The sequence below is a fragment of the Arcobacter pernae genome (genome assembly GCF_049472135.1).
GTDB lineage: Bacteria > Campylobacterota > Campylobacteria > Campylobacterales > Arcobacteraceae > Arcobacter_B.
Genome location: NZ_JBMOVV010000006.1, coordinates 63,578 through 90,249 on the forward strand (window position 1 = coordinate 63,578; position 26,672 = coordinate 90,249).

Annotated in this window: 24 protein-coding genes and 1 pseudogene; 11 read left to right on the forward strand and 14 right to left on the reverse strand. The window is 29.5% G+C overall.

Annotated elements, in window-relative coordinates:
• Positions 1-2 precede the first annotated feature (2 nt).
• The 5 genes from ACH5BF_RS08400 to ACH5BF_RS08420 are packed head-to-tail and all read right to left on the reverse strand — an operon-like array spanning position 3 to position 6,291.
• Positions 3-1,259 carry a TolC family protein gene (locus tag ACH5BF_RS08400; protein WP_423273764.1) on the reverse strand — a complete coding sequence of 419 codons (1,257 nt, stop codon included), beginning with the start codon at positions 1,257-1,259 and terminating at the stop codon, positions 3-5.
• Positions 1,260-1,271: 12 nt separating this feature from the next.
• Positions 1,272-4,397: an efflux RND transporter permease subunit gene (locus tag ACH5BF_RS08405; RefSeq protein WP_423273765.1), complete on the reverse strand. Its 3,126-nt coding sequence runs from the start codon at positions 4,395-4,397 to the stop codon at positions 1,272-1,274.
• Between the two features lie 26 nt (positions 4,398-4,423).
• Positions 4,424-5,461 carry an efflux RND transporter periplasmic adaptor subunit gene (locus ACH5BF_RS08410; protein ID WP_423273766.1) on the reverse strand — a complete coding sequence of 346 codons (1,038 nt, stop codon included), beginning with the start codon at positions 5,459-5,461 and terminating at the stop codon, positions 4,424-4,426.
• A 9-nt stretch (positions 5,462-5,470) separates the two neighbouring features.
• Positions 5,471-5,692: a DUF2798 domain-containing protein gene (locus tag ACH5BF_RS08415; RefSeq protein ID WP_254577431.1), complete on the reverse strand. Its 222-nt coding sequence runs from the start codon at positions 5,690-5,692 to the stop codon at positions 5,471-5,473.
• Positions 5,689-6,291: a TetR/AcrR family transcriptional regulator gene (locus ACH5BF_RS08420; protein ID WP_423273767.1), complete on the reverse strand. Its 603-nt coding sequence runs from the start codon at positions 6,289-6,291 to the stop codon at positions 5,689-5,691. The genes ACH5BF_RS08415 and ACH5BF_RS08420 overlap by 4 nt, the downstream gene beginning before the upstream one ends.
• Before the next feature lie 227 nt (positions 6,292-6,518).
• Here ACH5BF_RS08420 and ACH5BF_RS08425 point away from each other — a divergent pair, with 227 nt between their 5' ends.
• Positions 6,519-7,070: a YceI family protein gene (locus tag ACH5BF_RS08425; RefSeq protein ID WP_423273768.1), complete on the forward strand. Its 552-nt coding sequence runs from the start codon at positions 6,519-6,521 to the stop codon at positions 7,068-7,070.
• Positions 7,071-7,087: 17 nt separating this feature from the next.
• Here the strand turns inward: ACH5BF_RS08425 and ACH5BF_RS08430 are convergent, their stop codons facing one another.
• Entirely contained in the window at positions 7,088-8,542 is a 1,455-nt protein-coding gene (locus tag ACH5BF_RS08430) for a protein adenylyltransferase SelO (RefSeq protein WP_423273769.1), read from the reverse strand.
• Between the two features lie 142 nt (positions 8,543-8,684).
• Between ACH5BF_RS08430 and ACH5BF_RS08435 the strand changes: the two genes are divergently transcribed.
• The 4 genes and pseudogenes from ACH5BF_RS08435 (at position 8,685) to ACH5BF_RS08450 (ending at position 11,838) form a co-directional block, all read left to right on the forward strand.
• A complete protein-coding gene (locus ACH5BF_RS08435) occupies positions 8,685-8,819 on the forward strand; it encodes a YbbN family protein (RefSeq protein WP_423273770.1) in 135 nt (44 codons plus the stop codon).
• A 15-nt stretch (positions 8,820-8,834) separates the two neighbouring features.
• Positions 8,835-9,053, forward strand: a pseudogene (locus tag ACH5BF_RS08440) (thioredoxin family protein); the annotation flags it as partial.
• A gap of 122 nt (positions 9,054-9,175) precedes the next feature.
• Positions 9,176-10,327, forward strand: a complete 1,152-nt coding sequence (locus ACH5BF_RS08445; RefSeq protein WP_423273771.1) for a trans-sulfuration enzyme family protein — start codon at positions 9,176-9,178, stop codon at positions 10,325-10,327.
• A gap of 11 nt (positions 10,328-10,338) precedes the next feature.
• A complete protein-coding gene (locus ACH5BF_RS08450; protein WP_423273772.1) occupies positions 10,339-11,838 on the forward strand; it encodes a PLP-dependent transferase in 1,500 nt (499 codons plus the stop codon).
• An 8-nt stretch (positions 11,839-11,846) separates the two neighbouring features.
• Here ACH5BF_RS08450 and cobA read toward each other — a convergent pair whose 3' ends face one another.
• The 4 genes from cobA to ACH5BF_RS08470 are packed head-to-tail and all read right to left on the reverse strand — an operon-like array spanning position 11,847 to position 17,356.
• Complete coding sequence (gene cobA, locus ACH5BF_RS08455) at positions 11,847-12,581, reverse strand: uroporphyrinogen-III C-methyltransferase (protein WP_423273773.1); 735 nt, start codon at positions 12,579-12,581, stop codon at positions 11,847-11,849.
• A gap of 5 nt (positions 12,582-12,586) precedes the next feature.
• On the reverse strand, positions 12,587-12,898 hold the full coding sequence (gene nirD / locus ACH5BF_RS08460; RefSeq protein ID WP_423273774.1) for a nitrite reductase small subunit NirD: 312 nt from the start codon (positions 12,896-12,898) through the stop codon (positions 12,587-12,589).
• Positions 12,898-15,363 carry a nitrite reductase large subunit NirB gene (nirB, locus tag ACH5BF_RS08465; protein WP_423273775.1) on the reverse strand — a complete coding sequence of 822 codons (2,466 nt, stop codon included), beginning with the start codon at positions 15,361-15,363 and terminating at the stop codon, positions 12,898-12,900. The genes nirD and nirB overlap by 1 nt, the downstream gene beginning before the upstream one ends.
• A 1-nt stretch (position 15,364) precedes the next feature.
• Positions 15,365-17,356: a molybdopterin oxidoreductase family protein gene (locus ACH5BF_RS08470; RefSeq protein WP_423273776.1), complete on the reverse strand. Its 1,992-nt coding sequence runs from the start codon at positions 17,354-17,356 to the stop codon at positions 15,365-15,367.
• 185 nt (positions 17,357-17,541) lie between these two features.
• Here ACH5BF_RS08470 and ACH5BF_RS08475 point away from each other — a divergent pair, with 185 nt between their 5' ends.
• The 3 genes from ACH5BF_RS08475 to ACH5BF_RS08485 all read left to right on the forward strand — a co-directional run bounded on the left by ACH5BF_RS08475 (position 17,542) and on the right by ACH5BF_RS08485 (position 20,664).
• Positions 17,542-18,918 (forward strand): CmpA/NrtA family ABC transporter substrate-binding protein, encoded by a 1,377-nt coding sequence (locus ACH5BF_RS08475; RefSeq protein ID WP_423273777.1) that lies wholly within the window; start codon positions 17,542-17,544, stop codon positions 18,916-18,918.
• A gap of 122 nt (positions 18,919-19,040) precedes the next feature.
• Positions 19,041-19,850, forward strand: a complete 810-nt coding sequence (gene ntrB / locus ACH5BF_RS08480; RefSeq protein ID WP_423273778.1) for a nitrate ABC transporter permease — start codon at positions 19,041-19,043, stop codon at positions 19,848-19,850.
• Positions 19,851-19,866: 16 nt separating this feature from the next.
• A complete protein-coding gene (locus ACH5BF_RS08485) occupies positions 19,867-20,664 on the forward strand; it encodes an ABC transporter ATP-binding protein (protein ID WP_404306396.1) in 798 nt (265 codons plus the stop codon).
• Between the two features lie 20 nt (positions 20,665-20,684).
• On the opposite strand, the gene ACH5BF_RS08490 is transcribed toward ACH5BF_RS08485, so the two are convergent.
• From ACH5BF_RS08490 to ACH5BF_RS08505, 4 genes are all read right to left on the reverse strand, one after another.
• Positions 20,685-21,026 (reverse strand): cupin domain-containing protein, encoded by a 342-nt coding sequence (locus tag ACH5BF_RS08490; RefSeq protein WP_423273779.1) that lies wholly within the window; start codon positions 21,024-21,026, stop codon positions 20,685-20,687.
• Positions 21,027-21,091: 65 nt separating this feature from the next.
• On the reverse strand, positions 21,092-21,538 hold the full coding sequence (locus ACH5BF_RS08495) for a class I SAM-dependent methyltransferase (protein WP_423273780.1): 447 nt from the start codon (positions 21,536-21,538) through the stop codon (positions 21,092-21,094).
• A gap of 8 nt (positions 21,539-21,546) precedes the next feature.
• On the reverse strand, positions 21,547-23,016 hold the full coding sequence (locus tag ACH5BF_RS08500) for a HoxN/HupN/NixA family nickel/cobalt transporter (RefSeq protein WP_423273781.1): 1,470 nt from the start codon (positions 23,014-23,016) through the stop codon (positions 21,547-21,549).
• Positions 23,013-23,990 (reverse strand): metal ABC transporter solute-binding protein, Zn/Mn family, encoded by a 978-nt coding sequence (locus ACH5BF_RS08505; protein ID WP_423273782.1) that lies wholly within the window; start codon positions 23,988-23,990, stop codon positions 23,013-23,015. Before ACH5BF_RS08505 ends, ACH5BF_RS08500 begins: the two co-directional genes overlap by 4 nt.
• Before the next feature lie 139 nt (positions 23,991-24,129).
• Here ACH5BF_RS08505 and ACH5BF_RS08510 point away from each other — a divergent pair, with 139 nt between their 5' ends.
• From ACH5BF_RS08510 to ACH5BF_RS08520, 3 genes are all read left to right on the forward strand, one after another.
• Positions 24,130-24,495, forward strand: coding sequence for a Fur family transcriptional regulator (locus tag ACH5BF_RS08510; protein ID WP_423273783.1), 366 nt, complete (start codon positions 24,130-24,132; stop codon positions 24,493-24,495).
• Positions 24,496-24,507: 12 nt separating this feature from the next.
• Entirely contained in the window at positions 24,508-25,794 is a 1,287-nt protein-coding gene (gene nhaA / locus ACH5BF_RS08515; protein WP_423273784.1) for a Na+/H+ antiporter NhaA, read from the forward strand.
• Between the two features lie 74 nt (positions 25,795-25,868).
• Positions 25,869-26,660, forward strand: a complete 792-nt coding sequence (locus ACH5BF_RS08520) for a helix-turn-helix transcriptional regulator (RefSeq protein ID WP_423273785.1) — start codon at positions 25,869-25,871, stop codon at positions 26,658-26,660.
• The last annotated feature ends 12 nt before the right edge of the window (positions 26,661-26,672 follow it).

The window sequence follows — 26,672 nt, forward strand, 5'->3', positions numbered from 1 at the left end:
TATTACTCTACTTCAAAAATTCTATCAAGTGTCGCAATTGATAAATACTTATCGAAATATGCTCTATTGTATTTCTGTTTCGCAGAAGTTAATAAGAAGTTTGCATCTGTTAAATCCGTAGATGTTGAAACTCCTTCTTTAAATCTGTTATTAACAATTTCATAGTTCTCTTTTGCTTGTTTTAAAGCTAAAGAGGCTGTTTCAAAATTATCACTTGCTACATCAAGAGCTGATCTTGCATTTTCATACTGTAAATTTATATCAAGTTGTGTTTTTTGAATTTGAGTTTTTAACTTAGATATTTGTGTATTATAAATAGCAACTTGTGTTTTTGTAGCTCCACCATTATATAAATTCCAAGAAGCACTTAAAGTTGCTACATTTTGATTGTCATTTCCATCTATTTCGTTAAAACCTAAATCCTCATAAAATCTATTATGAGCAAACTTAGCATCAATTTTTGGAAGGTATGAACCTTTTTGTGCTGTTTTTTGTTTCTTTAAAGATTCTAAGTTCATTTTTAAAGCTTCAATTTCACTTCTATTTTCTAATAACTCTTTTTTATAAGTTGAAGAAGTTATTGTTTTTGCTTCTAAGTTTTCAATTGATTCATTTGATAAATCAACTCCACCTAAAATATTTGATAATTGAAGTTTTGCAATTTTAACATCAGATTTTGCTTTTACTACATTTTGCTTTGCACCTGACATATTTACTTGAACTTGTAAAAAGTCATTTCTTGCTAATAAACCTTGTTCATATCTGTTTTTTGCATCTTTAAATTGATTATCAAAAAGTTTATATTCACTCTCATATGTTTTTAAAACATTTAGTTTATCAAGATAGTTTATATATGCTTTTTTAGTCTCTAAAACAATGTCATGTTTTAGTGCATTTAAAGAGTAATTTGAAGATTTAGATAAATACTTCGAAGACTCTTTATTTGAAATATCTTTTAATCCATTAAATAGATTATAAGAAATTGCTGCACTAAAAGAAGCATCTTCTTTTGACTGATTTCCTATAAGTTCATCTCTTTTATTATATCCATAAGATAAATCAAGTTTTGGTAAATAGTTTGCGTTTGCTAAATCTACATTTTGTAAGCTTTGCGTATAATCATAAGCTTGTGCTTTAAGCTCATGATTATTTTTAAGTGCAAGTTCTACTGCTTGATTTAAATCCAAAGCATTTGCACCACTTACAAAAATAGATGCCACTAAAGATAGTTTTAATAGTCTGTTTTTAATATTTTTCATACACTTATCCTTTTATGCTTTACTTACATCTACTGGTTTATTTTTATTTGAAACTGCTTGTTCTAATTTTATAAAGAACATTAATAAAGCAGGTGTTACAAAAATTGTAAAGATTGTTGAAAATGCTAAACCACCAGTAATTACAGAACCTAAACCTCTATAAAACTCTGAACCAGGACCTGGAACTAAAACTAATGGTAACATACCAAAAATAGAAGTTAATGAACTCATATAAATAGGTCTAACTCTTGTTCTTGTAGCTTCGATTACTGCTTTTTTATGCTCCATTCCATGGTTTTTGATATAGTTTAAACTTTGGTGTACAATTAAAATTGCATTATTTACAACAATACCAACTAAGATAATAAATCCTAACATAGTTAAAATATCAAGTGGTTGTGGCGCAATAAATTTATTTGTTAATGCAAGCCCTATAAACCCACCAGCTGTTGCCAATGGAACTGTAAACATAATTACTATTGGATACACAAAGTTACCAAATAGTGCTGACATAAGTAAGTATACAATAACCAGTGCTAAAATAAAGTTACCAAGTAATAATCCAATTGTTTCAGTTAATTTATCAGCTGTTCCTGATAGATTAATATCAACACTATCAGAAATCATTCCTTTTGCTTTCATTCCAGCTAACATTCCACCAATATTTTTCATAGCCTCATCAATAGTCATACCAGCTGGTGGTGTAACTTGAAGTGTAATTGTTCTTTTTCCATCTAAGTGTCTAATCTCAGAAATACCTGTAGTTGACTCATATGTTGCAAGTGATGCTACTGGAACTAAAGAACCATTTGGTAAAGCTATTTGAGAATTCATAATATCTTGTGGTGTTTGAATATACTCATCACCAGCTTTTAATACTAAATCAATTTTCTTTTTACCATCTTGTTCAAAGTCACCAACTTTTCTACCACTCATAAGTACATCAACTGCAATACCTAAATCTCTTGAACTCATACCTAAAGCTTTTAGAGCATCTTGGTCTGGTTTGATTCTAACTTCTGGATATAAAAGTTCAACAGATGGAACTGGTCTTACTTGACTGCCTTGTAATGCACCCATTGTTGCACCAAATAACTGTCCACCAACATTTGCAATATCTTCAATACTTTCACCGCTAATATCAATATTTACAGTATTACCCTCACCAATACCATTTTCAAATACACCTGATTGTAATGATACACCAAATACAGATGGCATAGAGTTTACAATTGGTCTAAACATTGGAATTAGCTCTTTTGCTCTATCTTCAACCATTGATGTTCCACCAAATAAGTTAAAGTCACCAAAAGATACAAAGAAGGCTCTATTTAATCCAGGAACCCCATCTACTTCTTGATTTACATGTGGCTCAATTCTTTTCATTAAATATGCACCCATTTCATATCTCTCTTCATAAGATAATCCAGGAGGAGCAATTAAGATATTGAAAATCAAGTTTTTATTTCCTTGTGGTAAATAATCCAATTTAGGGAATAAAACATAAATAGCACCTAATGAAAATGCTGCCAATGAAACAATTGTAACTATTTTAGTAAATAAGTTTTTTAATGAAACATTTACTATTGACATAATTAAGTCAACTAATTTCTCACCAAATTTTGCAATAGCTCCTGCATCTTTTGGCTCTTTTTTAGAAATAGATGCAAATCTTTTCCAAAGCATTGGAATAACAGCAATTGATACAAATAAAGAGAATGATACTGCTGATGTTACAGCAATTGCAATATCTTTAAATAATTGTCCCGCTTCATCTTCTAAGAAAATAATAGGTAAGAATACAGCAATAGTTGTTGAAGCTGATGCAATTAATGCTCCCCAAACTTCACTAGCTCCTTTATAAGCAGCTTCACTAATACTATCTCCATTTTTTCTATGTCTATCAATATTTTCAAGTACAACAATAGCAGCATCAACTAGCATACCAACGGCAAATGAAATACCTGCTAATGAAATAGTATTTAAACTTCTTCCCATTGCTTGAAGTATAATAAATGTACCTATAATCGAAATAGGAATAGCAACAGCAACAACAGCTGTTGGAGATATACTTCTTAAGAATGTAATTAGAATAATAACTGCAAGAATTGCACCTATCATAATGTTTTGTTGAACTAAATCAACAGAACCTACGATATAAGGTCTTTGGTCATATAACCAGTGAATCTTTAATTGTTTTTCTTTTAAAACACCTGCATTTAACTCATTTACTACTTTTTCTACATCATTTGTAAGTTGAACAATATTTGCTTCACTATTTGGTTGAACCCCTAAGAAAATACCATCTTTTCCTAAGAACATTGCAACTGTACTTGCTGTTTCATATCCAAAGTTTACTTTTGCAACATCACCAACTCTTACTCTTTGTTCTCTATTTGAAATAAGTACAACATCTTCAATATCTTGTGTAGTTGAGAATTTATGTACTGTTCTAATTCTGTAAGATCTTCTATCAAGATTTTGAATACCTGCTGAAACATCCACATTTTCATTTTGTAAAGTGTTGATAACTTGGTTTATAGTAAGTCCATAAGAAGCAAGTTTATTTACATCAAACTCAATTTGCATCTCTTGTTCACGGCCACCACCGCCCATAGTTCCTGCAACACCATCAACTCTTTTAATAGCTGGTTTTATTTCATTCTCAAAGAAAGTTTTATATTCATCTACGTGTCTGTCATTTCCTTCAAGAGTTTGAAGCATCATCCAAATAACTGGACTTGCACTTGCAGTTTCAATTACTGGCTCTTCAGCAGCACTTGGGTATGAACTAACTTCATTTAACTTATTTGATACATCTTGTAATGCAGCTCTAATATCTGTTCCAAGCTTAAATGTAAGAGTAATTTCTCCATAATTATCCTTTGAAGATGACTCATACTCTATTAGGTTATTTAAACTTTTTAATGCCTCTTCTTGCTCTTCAATTATCTCTCTCTCAATCTCATAGGGAGTAGCACCTGGCCAAGTAGTTGTTACTTTAATCTCAGGCTTTGTTACAGTTGGAGTTAATTGATAAGGAAGTTTAGTTAATGATAAAAAACCGAAAATTACTACTATTAGTACTGATACGATAATAGTAACTGGGTTTTTTATGGAAAATTTAATTAAATCCATTATATTCCTTTTTTATATATCTGTGTTTATTTATTTATAATCTTAACTGGTGATTTTGGGAAAACTCTTTCATTTCCTTTTACAACTATTTGCATTCCTTCATTTAATCCTTGCCCTTCAATAGCAACTTTATTTGATAAGAATCCAACAACTTTTACTGGGAACATCATTGCAATATTTTGCTCATTAACAGCAAATACTACATTTTGTCCAAATCTTTTAATAACAGCGTCTCTTGGTAAAACTAAAGCTTGCGTAATTGCATCTTTTGAAAGACTAACTTTTGCTTCTTGACCATCAAATACAAAGCTATTTTCTACATTTGCTTTAAATTTAACAGGGAATGTTCTCGTTAATTTATCACCATTTGGAATAACAGCTGTAAGTTTTGCTTTAACACTTTGCTTACCAACTTTTACATCATACATATCACCAATTCTTAAACCATCAACAACCTCTAAAGGAATATTAAATGTAATCTCAGCTTTTGAAGTATCTACAATTTTAGCTATTGGACTTCCTGCATTTGCCCACTCACCTAAACTAATACTTTTCTCTACAATTACACCAGAAAAAGGTGCTTTAATTCTTTTCTTATCACTTTGAATTGTAAGCTCTTTTAATTTAGCTTCTAATGCTTTTACATTACTTCTTGAAGAGTTTGATTTTAAAAGTGCATCATCATACTCTTTTTGTGTAATCGACTTTGATTCTAATAACTTTTTATATCTTTCATAATCTTTTGAAGAGTTTTTCTCTTCATCTTTTGCAATACTTAAATTTGCTCTTGCTGCTTTGATTTGAGCATTTAGTAAATCATCATCAATTTGCACTAAAGTTTTACCTTTAGATACTTTATCTCCCACTTCGAAATTTACTTTTTTTACAACACCTGAGTTTTGTGCTGCTAATGTTGATTCGTTATCAAACTTTAGTGTTCCTACAAACTCTTGTAAAGGATTTACTTCACCTTTTACTAATGTAGTAGTTTCAACTAAAGAAGGACCTTGCGCATGTAAAATCCCTAATCCTAAAAAAGCAGTAACTAAAATCTTTTTTATCATTATCTTTCCTTATTTAATTAACTTATTTGTAATTTTATGCACAAATGGTGCAACAACAAAAATGATTGGAAAAGCAAATAAAAATGCTTTTATATATGCTTCCATCCATCTAATAAAAAAATCATCTACTAAACCTAAATTTATAAAAGTAATAATCATACTCATTAAGAAACTCATAATAGATGACATAAAAAATGCAAATACTATATTCCTATATTTTGCAGGTATCACTTTTTAACCTCTATTAATTTAAAAATTGTATTTAAAAAATTTTCAAACTTTTCTTCCACTTTATGGTCATTTTGACTCATTTTCATTAATACTAAACCTTTTTCAAAAATAAGTAAACTCTCTGCTAAATCAATAGCTTCAGGTTTTAAATCACCTATTTTTACACCATCTTCTAAAATCTGAACTAACTGTGTTTTAAAAAAATCATGAGTATCACAGTTAAACTCTTTCATTGCACTATTTTCATCTGCTAAAACAATAGATAAAAACTCTTTATAACCATTGAAATGTTTCATATTTTCTTCACTATCATCTAAAACAAATTTAAAAAAATGTGCAATTTTATCTCTTGTATTTTTAACAGTCTTTATACTCTCTTTGAAATCATTGTGATACTCTTCAATATGAATATTTATTATTTCAAAAATAATGTCATCTTTATTATCAAAATACTCATATACAGTCCCCTTACCAATACCTGCTGTTTTTGCTACTTGGGCAACAGTAAGATTCTTCATGCCAACTTCATGTATTAAATCAGAACAAGCAAGAGCTACTTCTCTTCTTTTTTCTTCTTTATTTACTTTTCTTGGGCTCATTTCACTCCTTCAAAATTTTTAAAAAGTTAAAAAATATTTCATTGACCGACGGTCAGTCAATAATTAATATGAGTATATTCTAAGATTTCTTAAAGTTTTTTTAATTAACTGACCGACGGTCAGTCAATTTAAAAATATTGAAATATAATAATTTTATTACAATCTTTAAATAATATTATAAGTATTTCTTTTATATTATAAAACAATTTTTTTACTAAGGGATAAATATGAAAAAAATAGTATTTTGTAGTTTTATTTTATTAGCTTTAATTACAAATCTAAATGCTTATGAACAAAATGGTGACTTACTAATAAAATGGACAGGATTTAAAACTCTTAAAAAAACTCCTGTTTCTGGAACTTTTAAAGATATAGAGTTCTCTATTATTAAAAATAAAAAGTTAGAAGAGTTTTTAAAAAGTGCAAAAGTATCTATAAATACGAGCTCGTTTAACTCTAAAGATGATTTTAGAGATAAGAATATTACTTCTACACTTTTTTCACTTGCAAGTGCAAAAAAGATTGAAGCTTCTATTTCAAAAGTAAATATAAAAGATAGAGTTTTAAATCTAAAACTTACAATGAATGAAACAACAAAAGATGTTCCAATGAGGTTTGAGATTTTAAATGATCTGATTTATGCAAAAGGTAGTATTGATATTTTGGATTACAATATGAAAAACTCTTTTTTAGCTTTTGCAAAAAAATGTGCTTCATTTCATGAAAACAAATCTTATTCAGATGTAGAAATAGAGTTTTCTCTTCCATATAAAAACTAAAGCTTTAAAGCTTTAGTTTATGAAGAACAACTAAGTTTCAGATTCGCAAACTCTTGTGGTGTTGGATTTGAATACCTTTCAAACTCTTTATGCTCATCAAAAGGATTTTGTGCAATCTTTAGTAAATCATTTACTAAACTATAATCTTCCTCATGAGCTTTTTCAATAGCTTCTTGAAGCATATAGTTTTTGATAATATATTTTGGATTTACTTTTTTCATAATATTTTGTCTTTTCTCAAAACTGCTATTTTGCTTTTCACATACTTTTTTATAAGACTCAAACCACTGTATTAAAGGCTCTCTAAAAACTGCTATATCAGTAATACTGCTTAAATCATCAAAACTGTCTAGTTGTGTAAGTCTATAAAAAAAGACATTGTAATCCATAGTTGAGCTTTCTAAACTTCCTAATAACTCTTTTACTAAAGAAGCATTGTTATCACTACTTTTAGAACCATCTAAACCTAATCTTTTGTTCATAAGATTTAAATAAACATTTTCATGTTGTGGTAAAAATGAGTGTAAATACTCTACTGCTTTTTCTTCATCTATGATAGAGCCCATCGCATTTACTAAAACCATCAAGTTCCATCTAGCAACATAAGGTTGATTATTATAAGAGTATCGCCCTTCACTATCTGTATGATTACAAATACAGTTTTTATCAAAATAATCCATAAAAGCATAAGGCCCATAATCAATAGTAAGCCCTGCCATAGAGAAATTGTCAGTATTCATAACTCCATGCATAAAACCATATGCTTGCCAGTAAGCAAGAAGTTCACTACTTCTATCAACTAACTCATAAAACATTTTTTGATATTTATTCTCTTCATTTTTTAAGTGAGGATATGACTGATTTATCACATAATCTGCAAGTTGAGTTACATTTGCTTTAGCATCATCAGTTCTTGCAAAAAACTCAAAAGTTCCTATTCTAATCCATGAAGGTGAAAGCCTCATAACTATAGAGCAAGACTCACTCTCCCACTCTCTATGGGCAAAAGACTCTGAGTCTATAATAGCTAAAGCCCTTGTAGTTGGTATTCCTAAAGCATGCATAGCCTCACTCATAATATACTCTCTAATAGAAGACCTAAGAACTGCTCTTCCATCACCTTGTCGTGAATATTTTGTAAGACCTGAACCTTTTGTTTGTAAATGCCAGTTATTTATACTTCCTAAGTTTATAGCTCTTCCATCACCTAATTGTGATACAAAATATCCAAACTGATGCCCAGCGTATACCATAGAGTAAGGAGTTGAACCTTTTAAAACCTTCCTTCCATTCATAAAGTCTAAAAACTCTTGCGTTTCACACTCTTCATAATCTAAACCTATTAAATCACAGGCTTGTTTGTTAAAAGAAACTAGCTTAGGATTTAAAACAGGTGTTGCATCTAGTTTTTGATATAAACTCTCCTCAAATTCAAAATAATCAATATTTACTTTTAATTCATCTAATTTCATATATTTTCTCTTTTATAATTGTTTGTATTTTTTATACATTATCAAAAAAATCCACAAAATAAGATAAATTTTGTCCTATTTTACTCTTAACATAAACTACACGAAAAAAATCTATACTTTTAAAAATTTCAAAAGGAATATTATGAAAAAAATAGTACTTGCAATGCTATTTTTTCTTTCAACATCACTGTTTGCTTTTGAAGAGCTAACAGATGAAAATTTTGATGAAAAAATAGCAGGAAAAAATGTAATAGTTGATTTCCACGCAATCTGGTGAAGCTCTTGTAAGGTTCTAGAGAAGAACATGACAAAATATGCTACAAGTACTAAACCAAAAGACATCTACATCTATAAAGTAGATGTAACAAAACAAAAAGAAACAACAAAAAGATTTAAAGCCTTTGGAGTTCCAACACTTGTGTACCTTGAAGATGGTATGGAAGTTGGAAGACACTCAGGTGTTTTAAGTGTAAAAGAATTAGAAGAAACAGTTAAAGAATACTTCGAATAAATAAAAGAGGCTTCACCTCTTTTATTTATATAATATAACTTTTAATTATAATAAAAATTACTTCATTTTTTCTCTTAGTAAAACTTCGATATAATCCCCTAAAAAGTATTATTAGGACTCTTATGAAGAAACATGTTGAAACATCATTAAGCCATATTGCAAAATTTGCACCATTTGCTGAACAAGCTGGTGCTTCTCACTTTCCTATTTACAACACAGGAACATTTGATTTAAAAAAGCAAGATGGTGATAAAATTTATGACTATACAAGAAGTGACAACCCAACAAGAGAGATGTTAGAAAATCTTTTCACTGAAGTTGAAGGTGGTGCTGGATGTGTATGTACACACACAGGTATTGCTTCTGTTGCACTTTTATTTGAAACAACTCTAAAAGCAAACTCACATATTTTAGTAGAAGCTGACTGTTATGGCGGAACATTTAGACTTCTAAAAGTATTTAAAGAAAAGTACAATGTTACAGTTCATTTTGCAAATTTCCTAGAGTTTGATGCAATGGAAGAGATTCTAAAAAATAACCCTATTGATTTAGTTTTATGTGAGAGTCCTACAAACCCAGGTCTTAAAATCATTGACTTAAAAAAAGTAGCTAACTTAGCACACAAATACAATGCTTTATTTGCAGTTGATAACTCACTTGCTACATTTATCTCTCAAAGACCTATTGAGCTTGGAGCTGATTTTTCTCTTTTCTCAACAACTAAATATATTTCAGGTCATGGAGCAGTAGTTGCAGGAGCTATTGTTGCAGCAACAAAAGAGTTAAGTGATGAAGTTCACTACTATGCAAATGCAGGTGGAAGATCTCAAAACCCAATGGATGTTTATCTAATCACACTTGGTATTCCAACTCTAAAAGTTAGAATGAAAGAGCATGAGAAAAACTCTATCATTATTGCGAAGTTCTTAGAAGAGCAAGAGTATATCACTAAAGTTACTCACCCAGCATTAGAATCACATCCACAGCATGAATTAGCAAAAGAGCAGATGGATTATATTCCAGGGCTATTCTGTGCAGACTTCAAGACACTTGAACTAGCTGAAAAGTTTATAGAAAACACTAAGATTTATGGTGAAAAGTGTTCATTTGGAAGCCCTGATTCAAGAGTAGAAATTCCAGCTAAGATTTCTCATGCATCTTTTTCTAAAGAAGAGTTAGAGGCTATTGGAATAGCTGAGGGAACAGTAAGATTTTCTATTGGTTTAGAAAATGTAGAAGATTTAATCGAAGATATTAAACAGGCAGTAAAGTAAGAAGGTAATAAATGAGCAAAAACTATTTTAATCACATCCCAACAGGAGAAACACTTCCTGTAAATAATGTACATGCAGTATCAGTATCGATGCCATACTTACAAGATGTGATTGATTATGAGATGCAAACACCTGAAATATGTGAGATTATCAAAAGTGGTTATCCAAGATTTGTACTTCACCCTTACCTAAAACAGCTTGGACTTTATATCAAAGATAAATATAAAGTAAGTGATGATTATGAAGTAGTAGTACTTAGTTCACAAAAAGCTGTAAAGTTAGTAAGTGATAAATACTATATAAACAATAAACTTGAAGTTGATGAAGCTTTTGGTGTTATCTTAGTTCAAAAAGACACTTGTCAATTACAAAGAGTTTTAAGCTATATTCAACATGTGGGTTGTAACCTATCTTCAAGACTTGCAGAAAAATATCTTTTTGAATTAGGATTGATTGATAAAATACATGAAGAAGAGCTTGAAGAAGAATCAAAAGCCCATGACATTATCATAGATACTCTAGCTAGTGCTTATAATCAACCAAAAGATAAAGTATGCTTAGCACCATCTGGAATGAATGCTATTTATTCAGTAGTTAGAGGTATCAACTCTATTCAAGCACACAATGGAAGAACTGTTTTAGTACAGTTTGGTTGGCTTTATTTAGATACTATGAATATCGTAAATCATCACTATCAAGAATCAAAAGTATTTCCAGATATTTTAAATCTTGATTTACTTGAAGAGTATTTAGAAACAGAAGGTTTTAAAGTAAGTGCTATTATCACAGAAGTTCCAACAAATCCTCTTTTAAAAACAGTAGATATTAAAAGATTAAGAAAGCTATGTGACAAGTATAATATTCCTTTAGTTATAGATACAACTTTTGCAACGCCTTATAATCTAAATTTAGAAGATTATGCAGATATTTTTGTAGAGTCTCTTACTAAGTTTGCTTGTGGAAATGCTGATGTTTTAATGGGTGCAATTATTTTAAATAAAAGAAATAATCTATCACATATGACAACAGAGTTTTTCAAACATTGTGACCCAGTTTACATAAAAGATAAACAAAGATTAGCACTACAAATAAAAGATTATAAAAGCAGAGTTAAAAAAATAAGTTCAAATACAAAAGCCTTAGCTGCTTACTTTGAAGAGTGTTCTTACATTGACAAAGTTTTTTACTGTTTAAATGAAGAAAACAAAGATAACTATTCTCAAACAATGAGAGATGATAATAGCCTTACAGGTATTATCTCTGTTACTTTTAATAGAGCATTTAAAGAAGTATATGACAAACTAAACTTTGCAAAAGGACCTAGCTTAGGTACTGAGTTTACACTTCTTATGCCTTATACTTATTTAGCTCACTGGGATCTAATCCAATCAAAAGAGGGGAATAAGTTCTTAGATGAAATAGGACTTCCTATAGATTTATTAAGAATATCTGTTGGAATTGAGCCAATAGATGAGATTATAAATGAGTTTAAAAAACTAGAAGAGTTCTAAAACTCTTTTTAGTTTTCAAACCATTTTATTTCTTTTCGCAAGTTTACAACCTCTCCTACTATAAAAACAGCAGGTGTTATAGCTTCTTTTGATTTTTCAACTATATTTTCTAAAGTTCCAACTATTGTTTTTTGTTTTTTTGTAGTTCCATTTGAAATGATTGCACAAGAAAGAGTTTTCTTTTTACCTATTTCTAGTAGTTTTGAAGTAATAAGTTCAATATTATGAAGTCCCATTAAAAAGACTAAAGTTTCATCATCTTTAAAACTATTCCAGTTAATATCATACATACTTTCATTTACTTTTTTATGTCCAGTTACTACTCGAAAAGATGAGCATACACTTCTATGTGTTACAGGGATTCCTGCATAAGCAGGAACACAAATAGCTGAAGTAATACCTGGAACTATTTCAAAGCTAACACCTCTTTGTTTTAAGTACAAAGCTTCTTCACCACCTCTACCAAAAACAAAGGGGTCACCCCCTTTTAGTCTTACGACACATTCATGTTTTAAACTACATTGATATATAAGTTCATTTATCTGCTCTTGGGGTAAAGTATGATTATCTTTTACTTTCCCCACATAAATTAACCCAACACCCTCTTTTGCTTCTTCTAGTATCTCTTTATTTACTAGATTATCATAAATAATCACATCAGCTTTTTGTATAAGCTTATAAGCTTTTAGAGTTAATAACTCTTTATCTCCTGGCCCTGCACCAGTTAAATATACCTTTGCCATAATTTTTACTTTAAATTTAAATATACTAAACTATCTTCAATCTTTAAATCATAAGTTTTAGTACACTCATAATCTTCACCTATTGCCTCACCACTTAGCATATCAACATCAGTATTATGTAAAGGACAAGTTACTATTTTTTCATGAACTAAACCATCAGATAACTTACCTTGTTTATGAGGACAGATATTATTTATAGCATAAATTGAACCATCTTTTGTTTTAAAAATAGCTATTTCTAAATCTTCATATTTTACTACTCTTGAACCCATTGAAGGGATATTTTCAAGTTCTGTTATTTTAATCCAGTTTTGCATTAGTTTATCTCCTTTGCTTCAAAGCTTACTGATTCTTCTGGTTTTATAACAATAGGACTAAACTCCTTAGTAAAGCCATCTTCAATTGCTTTTGCCCAAGGGTCAACTTGTGCACTTTTTTGTGACTCTTCAAATCTTAAAGCATAATATTCTCTTTTTTGGGAATCAAGCATTACTTTCTTTACATACTCAAGTCCTACTCTTTCAAGCCAATGAGCCGTTCTTTCTAAATAGTAAGCATCCTCTCTATAAAACTGCATAAATGCTTTTGTATACTCAATTAGTTCTTCATCAGTTTCAACCTTACAAAGTAAATCAGTAACCCTAACTTTAATACCACCATTTCCTGCAATATGTATTTCCCATCCAGAATCAACAGCAACAACTCCAAAGTCTTTAATAGTTGCTTCTGCACAGTTTCGAGGACATCCTGATACTGCAATTTTATATTTATGTGGTGTCCACGATCCCCATGTTAATTTCTCTAGTTTTACACCCATACCCATTGAGTCTTGTGTACCAAATCTACACCATTGATTTCCTACACAAGTTTTTACCGTTCTAAGACCTTTTGCATAAGCTTGTCCTGAAACAAAACCACAATCATTTAAATCTTTCCACATAGGAGCCAATTGTTCTTTTTTAACACCTAACATATCAAGCCTTTGACCTCCAGTAAATTTAACTGTTGGAACATCATATTTCACAGCTATATCTGCAATATCTTTTAGCTCTTGAGGACTTGTAAGACCACCCCAAATTCTAGGAACTACAGAGTAAGTTCCATCTTTTTGAATATTTGCGAAGTTTCTATCATTTACCAAAGCACTTCTTTTGTCATTTTTATATTTATCATCGTTATATTTTACAAGTAAATAGTAGTTTATAGCTGGTCTACATTTGATACAACCATCAGCAGTTTTCCAATTTAGTTTTTCGAAAACTTCATATACATCTGAAAACTCATTTTCATTTATACACTCTTTTATCTCTTTATGACCCACATCACAACAATCACAAATGCCCTCTTCAACTGCGTTATATTCATCACCTAAAGTATTTACTAAAATTTGCTCAACTAAACCTAGACATGACCCACATGAAGCACCAGCTTTTGTACAGCTTTTTACATCCCCAAGAGATTTTAAATCTTTATCTTTAATAGCATTTACAACATCACCTTTACAAACACCATTACATCCACAAACTTCTTCATCATCACTCATAGAGTTTACATCATCTCCACCATGACCACTATCCCCAGAAAGTGCTGACTTTCCAAATAAAATTTTAGTTCGTAAATCACTAATATCTGTATGTTCTTTTAAAAGCTTTAAGTACCATGAAGCATCAGCTGTATCCCCATAAAGAACAATTCCAATAATCTTGTTATCATAGATTACAAGTTTCTTATAAATACCAACTTTTTCATCAAGTAAAATTAACTCTTCTGTTGTTTCATCACCTAGATAATCTCCTGCACTAAATAAATCAACTCCTGATATTTTAAGTCTTGTTGATAATGTTGAGCCACTATATCCCTCAACCTCAACATCTGCAAGTTTTTTAGCTAATACTTTTCCTTGTTCATATAAGGGTGCTACTAAACCATAAGTATTTCCTTTATGCTCAACACACTCACCAACAGCATAAATTGATTTATCACTTGTACTCATAAAATCATCTACTATAATTCCTTTTTTAGTGTCAAGTTTTGCCTCAATTGCCAAATCTTTATTAGGAATAATCCCAGTTGCAAATACTACAATATTTGATTCAACACTACTTTCATCACTAAACTCTACTTCTTCAACATCACTAGTTCCATTTATTTGTTTTATTGTTGTATTTAGTTTAAATTCTATTCCATATTTTTCTAAATTCACTTGAAGAAGTTTACCTCCAGTACTATCAAGTTGTTGTGAAAGAATCGAGCCACTTCTATGTACTAAAATAGTCTTAACTCCATGCATAGCAATTCCATAAGCTGCTTCAAGACCAAGTAAACCACCTCCAACTACAACAGCTGTTTTTGATTTATCTATTGTCTTAATTATAGTGTCAACATCTGCTTTATTTCTAAATGCAATTACATTATTTAGATTACTTCCTACTGTTTGAGGAATAAAAGGTTTTGAACCAGTAGCTATTAGAAGCTTGTCATAATTTTCAACTTTTCCACTTTGAGAGATTACAGTTTTTTTCTCTTTATTAATTTCTACTATCTTTTCACCCGTATGTAAAGTTATGCCATTTTTTTCATACCATGACTCATGATTTATAATAGTGTCTTCAAAAGTTTTTTCTTGAGATAAGATATAAGATAACATGATTCTATTATAGTTTACATATGGTTCTTCACCAAAAATTGTAATATCATATTTATCTTTATTTATTTCAAGCAAATCTTCAATAACTCTAAGTCCACTCATTCCATTTCCAATTACAACTAATTTTTCTTTCATGTTATACCCTTTTCTCAATTTTTACTGCACTATGGTTATAGTCAGGTTCTAATGATTCTTTGTCATATATGTCATTTGTTAAATAGTTCATATCTCTATTACTTACAGGAATAAATATAGTTCCTTTTTTTATAGTCTCAACAACTTGTGCATAAGATATCAACTCACCTCTTTTAGATTTAACTATGATTTCATCACCATTTTTTATATCTAAACTATTTGCATCTTCGCTATTTATTTCACAAAAGTTCAATTCTTTAAACTTTAAAAGAGTTCTTGGAAGATTTGTTTTTGTTCCACTATGCCATTGGTCTCTTGTTCTTCCTGTAAGTAAAATAAATGGATATTCTAAAGATGCTTTTTCACTTAATAACTTATTTTCAACAAAAAATAGATTTGCTTTTTTATCACTTGTTAAAAACTCTTTATTTTCAACTATTTTTTCACCCCAAATAAAAGGTTCTTTGGATAAATCATCATAATTTGCTTCATGAATATCCATATAAGAGTTTAATTTTGTCATTTCTTGATACTCTTGAAATATCTCTTTTGGATGAGAATAATTAAAATCTTTTTTAAAGCCTAAGCCCTGTGCTATTAGCTGAAAAATCTCCCAATCAGGTTTACAGTCAATAGAAGTTCTTGTTAGTTTTTCTTGTTTTGTTATGGTTCTATCAAGATTAGTTTGTGTTCCTTCTTTTTCACCCCAAGGAGCTGCAGGAAGTTTTATATGAGCAAACTTAGAAGTTTCAGAGTTTTCATAAGCATTTATCTCAATTACTAAAGGAATATTTTTTATTAACTCTTCCATTTTATTTCTGTTGGGAAGATGATATATTGGATCAGTATGACAAACTATCAATACTTCAAGATTTGCTTCAAGCATTTGTGTTGCTGTAAGTCCAGGCTTATTACTAATACCTTTTACACCCCAAAACTCTTCAACTTTTTTTATAGATTCTTCATCAAAACCTAAATGAACTGCAAGCATTGTAGAAAGTCCTCCAACTTCCCTACCTCCCATTGCATTAGGTTGACCTGTTAAAGATAAAGGACCATTTCCTTCCTTGAAAATTTTTCCTGTTAAAAGATGTGTATTAATTAAAGCAAGATTTTTATCTACTCCTTGAACTGACTGGTTAAGTCCCATTGTCCAAGCTGTTATTATATTTGGACTATTTTTATATAAAAGCCAAAACTTTTCAAACTCTTCTTTTGATAAACCTGTTCTTTTCAACATTTTTGTTACAGGAATTCGTTTAAATTTATTTACTAATAAATCATAATTATTTACATGAGAGTTTATAAACTCTTCATCAACTAAACCTTCATCAATAATTCGTTTTGAAATCAAATTAAAAAGGTCAATATCACTTCCAGGTTTTACAGCTAAATGAATATCTGCAATCTTTGCTGTATCTGTATATCTAGGGTCTATTACAACTACTTGAAGCCCTTGTTTTTTAGCTTTTTTAATTTTATTATGAAATACCACATGTGCTTCAGCTGTATTTGCCCCTGCAAGTATTAATAAGTTTGCTTTATTAATATCTTTCATTCTAAGAGGTACGAAATCAGCCCCTAAAGATTTTTTATAAGCAACTACGGCACTAGACATACAAGTTCTACTATTTGTATCTACATTATTTGTTTTTAAAAAACCTTTTCCTAACTTATTTGCTATATAGTAATCTTCTGTTAATAACTGACCTGATAAATAAAATCCTACTTTATCCTTATCTACTTGCTTAATTTCTGTCGATATTTTTTGTATAATTTTTTCCCAAGTTGATAATTTAAAATCATCATTAACAGAATCTCTAATCATTGGTCTTAATAATCTAGTTGGTGTTTGAATACTAACTAATTCACTAACTCCTTTTGAGCAAACCTTACCCTCATTTACAGGATAAGCCACATCACCAAGAAGTTTGCTTTCATCGAATTCTAGTCCACATCCAACACCACAATAACCACAAACTGATTTAATCATAAAATATTCCTTTTATATAGTGGATGTAAAAACTAATGTTTTACTGTAATCCATTATAAAACAAATTTTATGTAATTTTAAGATTTTATTGTATGTTTTATATACAAAAAACTAGTATATTTTAGCAACTACTAGTGTTATAATGGTTACATCAAAAATCATTAATGTAAATTTAAGGAGAAAACATGATTAAGCAGGTATTAAAAATTGGATTAGGTGTTTCTATTGTTGCAAGTTCACTTCTAGCAGCTCCAGAAAAAACAAAATTAAAAATTGGTTTTATTGCATTAACTGACTGTGCTCCATTAGTAATTGCAAAAGAGAAAGGTTTCTTTAAAGAAGAAGGTTTAGATGTTCATGTTGCAAAAGAAGGTGGAGGTTGGCCTGGAATTCAACAAAAAGTTATTAATGGAGAGTATGATTTTTCTCATGCATTAGCAGGTATGCCAATTGCTGCAACACTTGGAATAAATGGAGATGCTCATTTACAAGCTTTATTATCTTTAGACTTTAATGGTAATGCAATTACATATGGTAATAACATTATTAAAGAGATGGAAAAATATGGACTTGATAAAACACAAAGACCTGTATCTGCTGACTCACTTAAAAAATACATAGATGCAAAAAGAAAAGTTGAAGGGGATAAATATCAGCCTTTAAACTTTGGTATGGTTCATCCTGTTTCTACTCACAACTATGAGTTAAGATATTGGATGGCAGCTTCTGGAATTAGACCTGACCAAGATTGTACTATTAAACCATTTCCACCACCAACTATGCCTTCTAACTTAATTGCTGGAAATATTGAAGGTTATTGTGTAGGTGAACCATGGAACTCAAGAATCGTACTTAAAGGTAAAGGTAGTGCGCTTGTAACAAACTATGATATTTGGGGAAATAATCCAGAAAAAGTACTTCAAGCAAGAGCTGATTTTGTTGAGAAATATCCAGAGACTACAAAAGCTGTTATGAGAGCTGTTATTAAAGCTCAAAAATGGCTTGATACATCATGGGAAAATAGAGAAGAAGCTATTAAATTCTTAGCAAAAAACAATTATGTAAAAGCACCAAAAAATGTTCTTCAAAAATCAATGAGTGGAACTTTTCTTTATAACAAAGGTGTAGATTCTTCAAATCCTATGTTTAATGTATTTGCAAATAACTATGCTTCGTATCCATTCTATTCACATGGTATGTGGTTTATTACACAAATGTATAGATGGGGACAACTTGATAAACCTGTTGATATGAAAGCAACTATTGAGAAAGTTTATAGACCTGACTTATTTGCCCAAGTTGCAAAAGAGGTTGATTATAAATTACCACCAAGTCCATGGAAAAAAGATGGTGTTGATAAATATAATAAATTCTTAGATGGAAAAGTTTGGGATCCAAATAAAGCAGTAGATTATATCTTTGATTTTAAAGTTCAAAACTCACTTGTTTCAAAAGAAGATTTATTAAAAGCAAACCAATGGAGTGTTCAAACAGCTCAACCAAAATATGAGTGTCATTATGGACCTGCTGGCTGTGCAGATCCAAGATATGTTACAAAGTAAGTCTAAAAGACTTACTTTGACAAAAAGAGAAATAAGTATTTTGTTTTTTTAAATGCCTAGTTTCATATTACTTCTCCTCCTAATAAATACTAGGCATCTAAAAGAACAAAGAAAGGTTAAAAATGAAAAAAGAAATCTATAAAAAAATACTATTTCCTCTAATAGTATTAGTAGTCTTAATCCAAGTATGGTCTGGAATAGCAACAATAGTTGATGAATTCCCAACACCTAGTGATACATATGTATATGCCTTTGGGGGAGAAACAGCTGATGGAGATGAATTAGAAGGTGTTTTATCTGACCCCTTTTATATTGAAAATCAAGATGACAAAGGTGTATTTTGGCAAATTGTAGCTTCACTACAAAGAGTATTTTCAGGATTTGGTCTTGCTGTTTTAGTGGGAGTTCCATTAGGACTAATTATTGGTATGAGTAAAAACTTCCAATATGCTTTTGATCCATTTATACAAATATTCAAACCAGTATCACCTTTAGCTTGGTTGCCATTATTACTTTTTGTATTCCAAGATATTGATGCAACAGCAATTTCAACAATCTTTGTAACATCAATTTGGCCTATTATTATAAATACCGCTCTTGGTGTAAAAAATGTTAATCAAGACTATTTAAATGTAGCTAAAGTTTTACAGTTCTCACCTATTGAAAAGGTATTTAAGATTATTTTACCTGTAGCTGTTCCATATATTTTTACTGGAATGAGACTATCTTTAGGTATTGCATGGTTAGTTATTGTTGCAGCAGAAATGCTAACAGGTGGAATTGGTATTGGTTTTTGGATTTGGGATGAGTATAACAATCTTTCATATCATAATATCATCATAGGTATTATCTTAGTTGGTATTATTGGTTTTATTTTAGATGTTCTTATGGGAAAAATTGCAGACTATTTTGACTATAGAAAAAAGATGTAAATGAGAAGGAAAAATCATGAGTAATAATAACTTTTTAGAATTAGAAAATATATATAAAGCCTTTCCTCTACCAGGGGGGAAAGAGTATAAAGCAGTAGTTGATGTAAATGTAAAAATTGCAAAAAATGAAATTATTTCAATTATTGGACATAGTGGGTGTGGAAAATCAACTTTATTAAATATGATAGCAGGACTTGATGCGCAAACACAAGGAAACATACTACTAAAAAATAAAGAGATTAAAGGCCCAGGACCTGAGAGAGCTGTAGTATTTCAAAACCATTCACTTCTTCCTTGGCTAACTGTTTATGAAAATATTGAAATGGCTGTAAAAAAAGTAATGCCTCATCTAAATAAACAAGAGTTAAAACAAAGAGTTGAACACTTTGTTTCAATGGTAAATCTAGACCATGCAAAAGATAAATACCCTGGTGAAATATCAGGAGGAATGAAACAAAGAGTTGGTATTGCAAGAGCATTATCAATCAAACCTGATGTACTTCTTATGGATGAGCCTTTTGGTGCTTTAGATTCACTTACAAGAGCAAATCTTCAAGAACATCTAATGAGAATCCAACAAAGTGTACAAAATACTGTAATTATTATTACCCATGATATTGATGAAGCAGTTTTATTAAGTGATAAAGTAATTATGATGACAAATGGACCTGAAGCTACTATTGGCGAAATATTAGAAGTAAATTTAGAGCGTCCTAGAGATAGAGTTGCTCTTCAAAGTGATCCTGAATATATCAGATGTAGAGAAGCAATTTTAGATTTCTTATACAAAAAGTTTGCAAAAGAGGATGAATAAACTAGAGTAAAAACTCTAGTTTATAGTTTTAAAACACTTTTTACTCTAAATAAGGAATCATTTTTTGATAAAGTTAGCCTTACAATTGAGTCTTCATTTGCTTTTAGGTTATGTACAATATTCCCCTCTAAACTTACAATATCGCCTTTTTTTAAAGCATAAACTTTTTCACCTACTCCAAAATCAATAGAGCCTTCAAAAATCTCCACTGTTATAGGATATGGTGTTTTATGATCTTTCATAATTTGATTTTTTGTAAATACTATTCTAATCTCTTTTGAAAATGATGTTTGTAACATTGGTGTGATTTGAACTTTTTCATTTGAATATTCAATATGATCATAAATATTTATTTTTTCCATGATAAACCTTTATTTTTATATATTAGGATTTTATCTTTTATAGAAAAAATAAACATTGATTTCAATCAACTAAGTTTAGCTATAAAATAAAAATCATCTCCAATAAATCCTTCTTCTAAAACTTCAAAGTTTTCATTTACTAAAGTTAAAATCTCATTTTTATCATGTTTAGAAGAGTCAACTATATGAAAAATTAAAGCATCATTATTTAAAATATTTTTTTGATTTTTCAAAGAGCTATTTATATCAAGTAAACTAAGATTATCTAAAATGTTTCTTGAAAATATTGCATCAAATCTTTTATGAGTATCTAAAGTAAAAGCATCTAAAACTATCACTCTAATATCAATAAATTCATCTTTTAAATATCTTACTTTTTCTTTATTCACTTCACTTGCAACTACTTCATAAAATTCATGAAGTAGTTTTAAATCATCACCCTTTTCACTTCCAAGTTCTAAAACCTTTTTAAATCTTGGAAGATATTTTCTCAAACTTGAGATAATATCCATTTTATTCCTTATAAAATATCTGCATTTAAAAGAAGTAATAATCCTAAAGCAAACATAACTATAGGTGCTAATACTTCTACAATATTGATTATTTTAGTAGATTTAGCTGATACTTTATTTAAAGAAACTCCTAAAAATGATGAAGCAAAGATTACAAGTCCCATTCCAAGAGAGATAGCAATACTTGCTAATATTACTGAAAAGTATGTTTTTAAAATAAATGCGTAAACAAAAAGAACAACTGTACCAGGACAAGGAATAAGTCCAGCAGTTAAAACAAAAATTAAATCTTGTTTTTTTCTTGTATTATCAAAATGTATTTTGTTTTGAGTATTTTGTACAAAGTTTACATTACCACTTGTTGAAAACATTGGTTTATTTTCAACTGTACTACAACAAGCACTACAAGCACAAGATTTTTTCTTTAACTTTCTATATAAAATAAAAATAGATAAAAGCATAATCAAAACTGCACTTGTTTGTGTGATGTATTTAATAGAATCATCTAAGAAACTATTTAAAACACTTTGAAGTATAAAAATTGAAATAACTACTAAAATTAAAGCTCCAACAATATGTATAAAAGCCGTAGCCAAAGAAATCATAAAGGCTTGAAAATATGAACTTTTTTGAGCACTAAAGTATGAAAAGGCTAAAGCTTTACCATGTCCAGGACCCATTGCATGAATTATCCCATAAACAAAAGAAGCAAAAAGCAAAAATATTAAAGCCCATTTATCTTCACCTTTTTCAATCTCTACTAAATAGTATTTTACTTTTTTTACAAAATCACCTAAAAGTGTCTCTTCTTTTGGTTTCTTCTCTTCTTCTAATGACTTTTCTATTAAATTCTTCTCTTTTTTTCTAACTTCACTTGCACTTTTTACAGGTTCAGTTATACTCTGCTCTGTAGGTGAGGCAAGAGATGGTGCATTTATTGTATAAGTTACACTATTATAATCAAGCTCTTTTTCTATTTTATAAGGAATACTAAAAAGTTGTCTTTTTTCATCAAGAAGCATTATGAAGTAACCTGCATCATCATATACTTCAAAGTATAGTTTGTGGTTATGCTTTATTTCATAGTTTAAATCGAACTCATAATCAAAACTCAAAACCCCATCATTAAAATTAAACTTGTATTTTTTTATATCAAGAGTTTTAGAAACTTCTTCAATTTTTGTACTATAAGTAAGATGTGTTAGATAGTTTTTAGGTTCAATATAAGCTAGTAGTGCATCTTGAATTACTTCTAATTCTTTTTCGTCAAATGTTGCATCAAGGTTTGTATCATATAAGTTTAAAAGTTCACCTGTAAACTCTTTTGCAAAAACCCATTTAACTTTTGCACTTTTTATATATTTTTTATCAGCTTTTATGGAAATTGAGACATGTGTTTTAGGAGAATAGACAGAGCATAAAGAACATCCAAAAAGGATGCTCTTAAAAATTAATATTAAAAATAAATATCGTATCATTTATAACTTTTTGCTATCTCGTTGGCTACTTTTAATAAGTTCTTATCCCATTCATAAGATAAAGGATCAATTACTGCTGTATTTCCTTTGATACTTTTTGAGATAACACTTGCACCTTTTTGAGAGAATTGTGGAGCTACAAATACAATTTTGATATTATGTTTTTTAGCTTCATCTACAAGTTCAACTAATTGTGAAGGTTTTGGTTCTTTTCCTTGAATTTCAATAGAGATTTGCTCTAAGTGATATCTTTTTGCAAAATATCCCCAAGATGGATGGAACACCATAAATGCTTTATGTTCATAAGGCTCAATAATTGATTCTAACTTTTTGTTTAAAGACTCTAACTCTTTAACAAAAGCTTTATAATTTTCTAAATAAAACTCTTTGTTTTTTGCATCAATTTTTACTAATGCTTCATAAATGTTTTTTGCTTGAACTTTTACTAACATTGGGTCTAACCAAACATGAGGGTCTAATCCTGTATGTTCATGTCCGTCATATTCATCTTCATGCTTTTCATTTTCATGTTCTTTCTCATGTTTATGACTATCATGGTCATGGTCTTTATGCTCATCTTCATCTTTATGACTATCGTGGTCATGATGTTCTTCATTATTATGTGCATCTTCATCATGATGAATATGAGCTTCCATCTCTAATTTTTTGATACCTACTGTAGTATCTACCATAAGCATTTTTTTATTTGCATCTTCAAACTTCTCTAACCACACTTTTTCAAAAGGAACACCAATAGCAAAATATGCTTGTGACTTTGCTAATTTTCTCATTTGTGATGTTTTTGGTTCATAAGTTGCCGGAGAAAAACCTGCTTTTACCATAACATTTACTTCAACTTTATCTTTAGCAATTTTTTCTACGAAATATTTTTGAGGTAAGATACTTACAGTAACTTCATTGGCAAATAAATTAATACCAATAAATAAGAATAAAAATATTAAAACTTTTTTCATATAACTTCCTTAAATCTTATACTTTTTGCAATCTAGTTGCATTTTTGAAATAATAATACACAAAAACTTTAATGCAACTTAGTCGTAACTAAAAAGCCCTAGTAAACTACTTTTAAATAAAAATTGATATAATTTATTCATGAACATAGAAAAATTAACACACGAAAAAAATATAAAACTAACTACAGCTAGAAAAGCTATATTAGAAATATTAGTTAAATCAGGCAAACCTTTATGCTATGAAGATATAAAAGATAATCTTTCAATGGATAAGGCTACTTTTTATAGAAATATTACAAAATTTGAAGAACAAAATATCATCAACTCATTTGAATCTAATGACAAGAAGAGATATTTTGAAGTATCAAAAACAAAACATTCTCATTTTATTTGTAATATCTGTTCTAAAATTGAGTGTATCCATGAAAAATTAGATTTCAATCTTGAAGGTTATCAGGTTGATAACATAATTATCAAGGGCGTTTGTCCTAATTGTCTAAATTAAAAGGAAAGATAAATGATTAAACAACTAATTACTATTGAGCGGTTTATAAATAAAGAAGCTTTAAGTGGTATTATTCTTTTTATTGCAACAGTTGCTGCTGTTATTGTTGCTAACTCTTCTTGGGGTCAAGCTTACTATGACTTATGGCACTTGCCTCTAGGAATAAATCTAGGTGAACTATCAGTTTCAATGACGCTAACTTATTGGATTGATGATGGTTTAATGGCATTATTCTTCTTAATGGTTGGACTAGAAATAAAAAGAGAAATGTTAATAGGTGAACTTTCAAGTGTAAGTAAAGCTTCATTCCCAATAGTTGCGGCAATTGGTGGTATGGCAATTCCCGCACTTATTTATGTGGCACTAAATCCAAATAATCCTTTAGGTTTTGGTGTTCCTATGGCTACAGATATTGCATTTGCACTAGGTATCTTAATGCTTTTAGGTACAAGAGTTAATCCAGCACTTAAACTATTTTTAGTTGCACTTGCTGTTGTGGATGACTTAGGTGCTGTTTTAGTTGTTGCTACTGTTTATACAAGTGATATTCAAAGTCAATACTTTTTACATGCAGGAATTATTTATGCTGTAATTTGGATATTAAATAAAAAAGGTGTTACAAGTTTAATTCCTTATTTAATACTTGGTATTGCACTTTGGGTTTATATTCATGCTATTGGTATTCACGCAACAATTGCAGGTGTTTTATTAGCATTTGCTATTCCTATTACTTCAAAAATCGATGAAAAAAGATTTGTTGAAGAGACAAGACACTCTTTAGATGAGTTTGAAAAGCATATGGATCCAATTCCTGTTTTAAATCATCATCAAATAGATGAGCTTGAAAATATAGCTTATAGATACGATAGAGTACAAAACCCACTTGTAAGACTAGAACATAATTTACATGGTCTTTCTGCATTTTTTATTATGCCTTTATTTGCATTTTCAAATGCAGGTGTTTTAATAGACTTTAGTACTGTAAATGCAAACTTAATGATTGTATTAGGTGTTGTTTTAGGTCTAGTGATTGGTAAACCAGTTGGTATTTTAGGATTAACATATTTAGCACATAAATTTAAAATAGTTAAAAAACCAGATACTATTTCATGGAGAGAGATTTTAGCTGTTGGATTTATTGCTGGTATTGGATTTACAATGTCAATCTTTATCACACACTTAGCATTCTTGGATGAAGGTACAATTGCTGCTGTAAAACTTGGAGTATTTGCTGCTTCATTTATTGCAGCTGTTATTGGGGTATTCCTTCTTCTTACAATAAAAAGAGAAAAAGCGTAAAAGCTTTTCTCTTTTGTAAAATAAATAGCAATTTTATTCTATTTTTTACTAAAATATTTAGATACTATTAATTTATGTCAAACCTTCTTGAAAACATTCTTTTTGAAAATGTTAAACAATCAACAAATGATTTTACAAAACATTATCACGATACTTATACTATTGGGCTTACATATCAAGGTGTTTTAAAATCATATAACTCTTATGAATCTTATGATTCTTATGAATACTCAATTAGAATAAATAATCCAGGAGAAGTACACTCTGGAAAATCAAAACTTTGGAGTCATGCAAATTTTTATCCAACGGTTGAACTTCTTTCAAACTTGTATGAACAGATTTTTTATGAAAAAAGAACACCATTTTTTCAAAGACATATAGTAGAAAATAAAATTCTATTTTTTAAACTTCATAACTTTTTTAATGCCTACTTTTCAAAAGAAGATGAAATGCAAATTGAATCACTTTTGATTGAAGCTTTAAGTGAATTAATTCTTTCAAATACTATTTATACAAAAGAGTATAATAAAATTTTTGAAGATAGAAAAATAGTAAAAGATACATATGAACTTATAAATGACTCTTTAGATACAAACTTTACACTTGAATCACTTGCCTCAAATGTAAATCTAAGCAAGTATCACTTTTTAAGACTTTTTAAAAAAGAGTTTGGTTTAACTCCTCATGCATTTATTATAAATCAAAGACTAAACAAAGCAAATAGACTTATTCAAAAAGGTGTTTCTATTAGTCAAGCAAGTATTGAAGTAGGATTTAATGACCAATCCCACTACTCAAGAAACTTCAAAAAATATTTTGGATATACTCCACTTACTTTAAAAAAGAATAGCAATTTTATTCTATAAATAATTAGATTT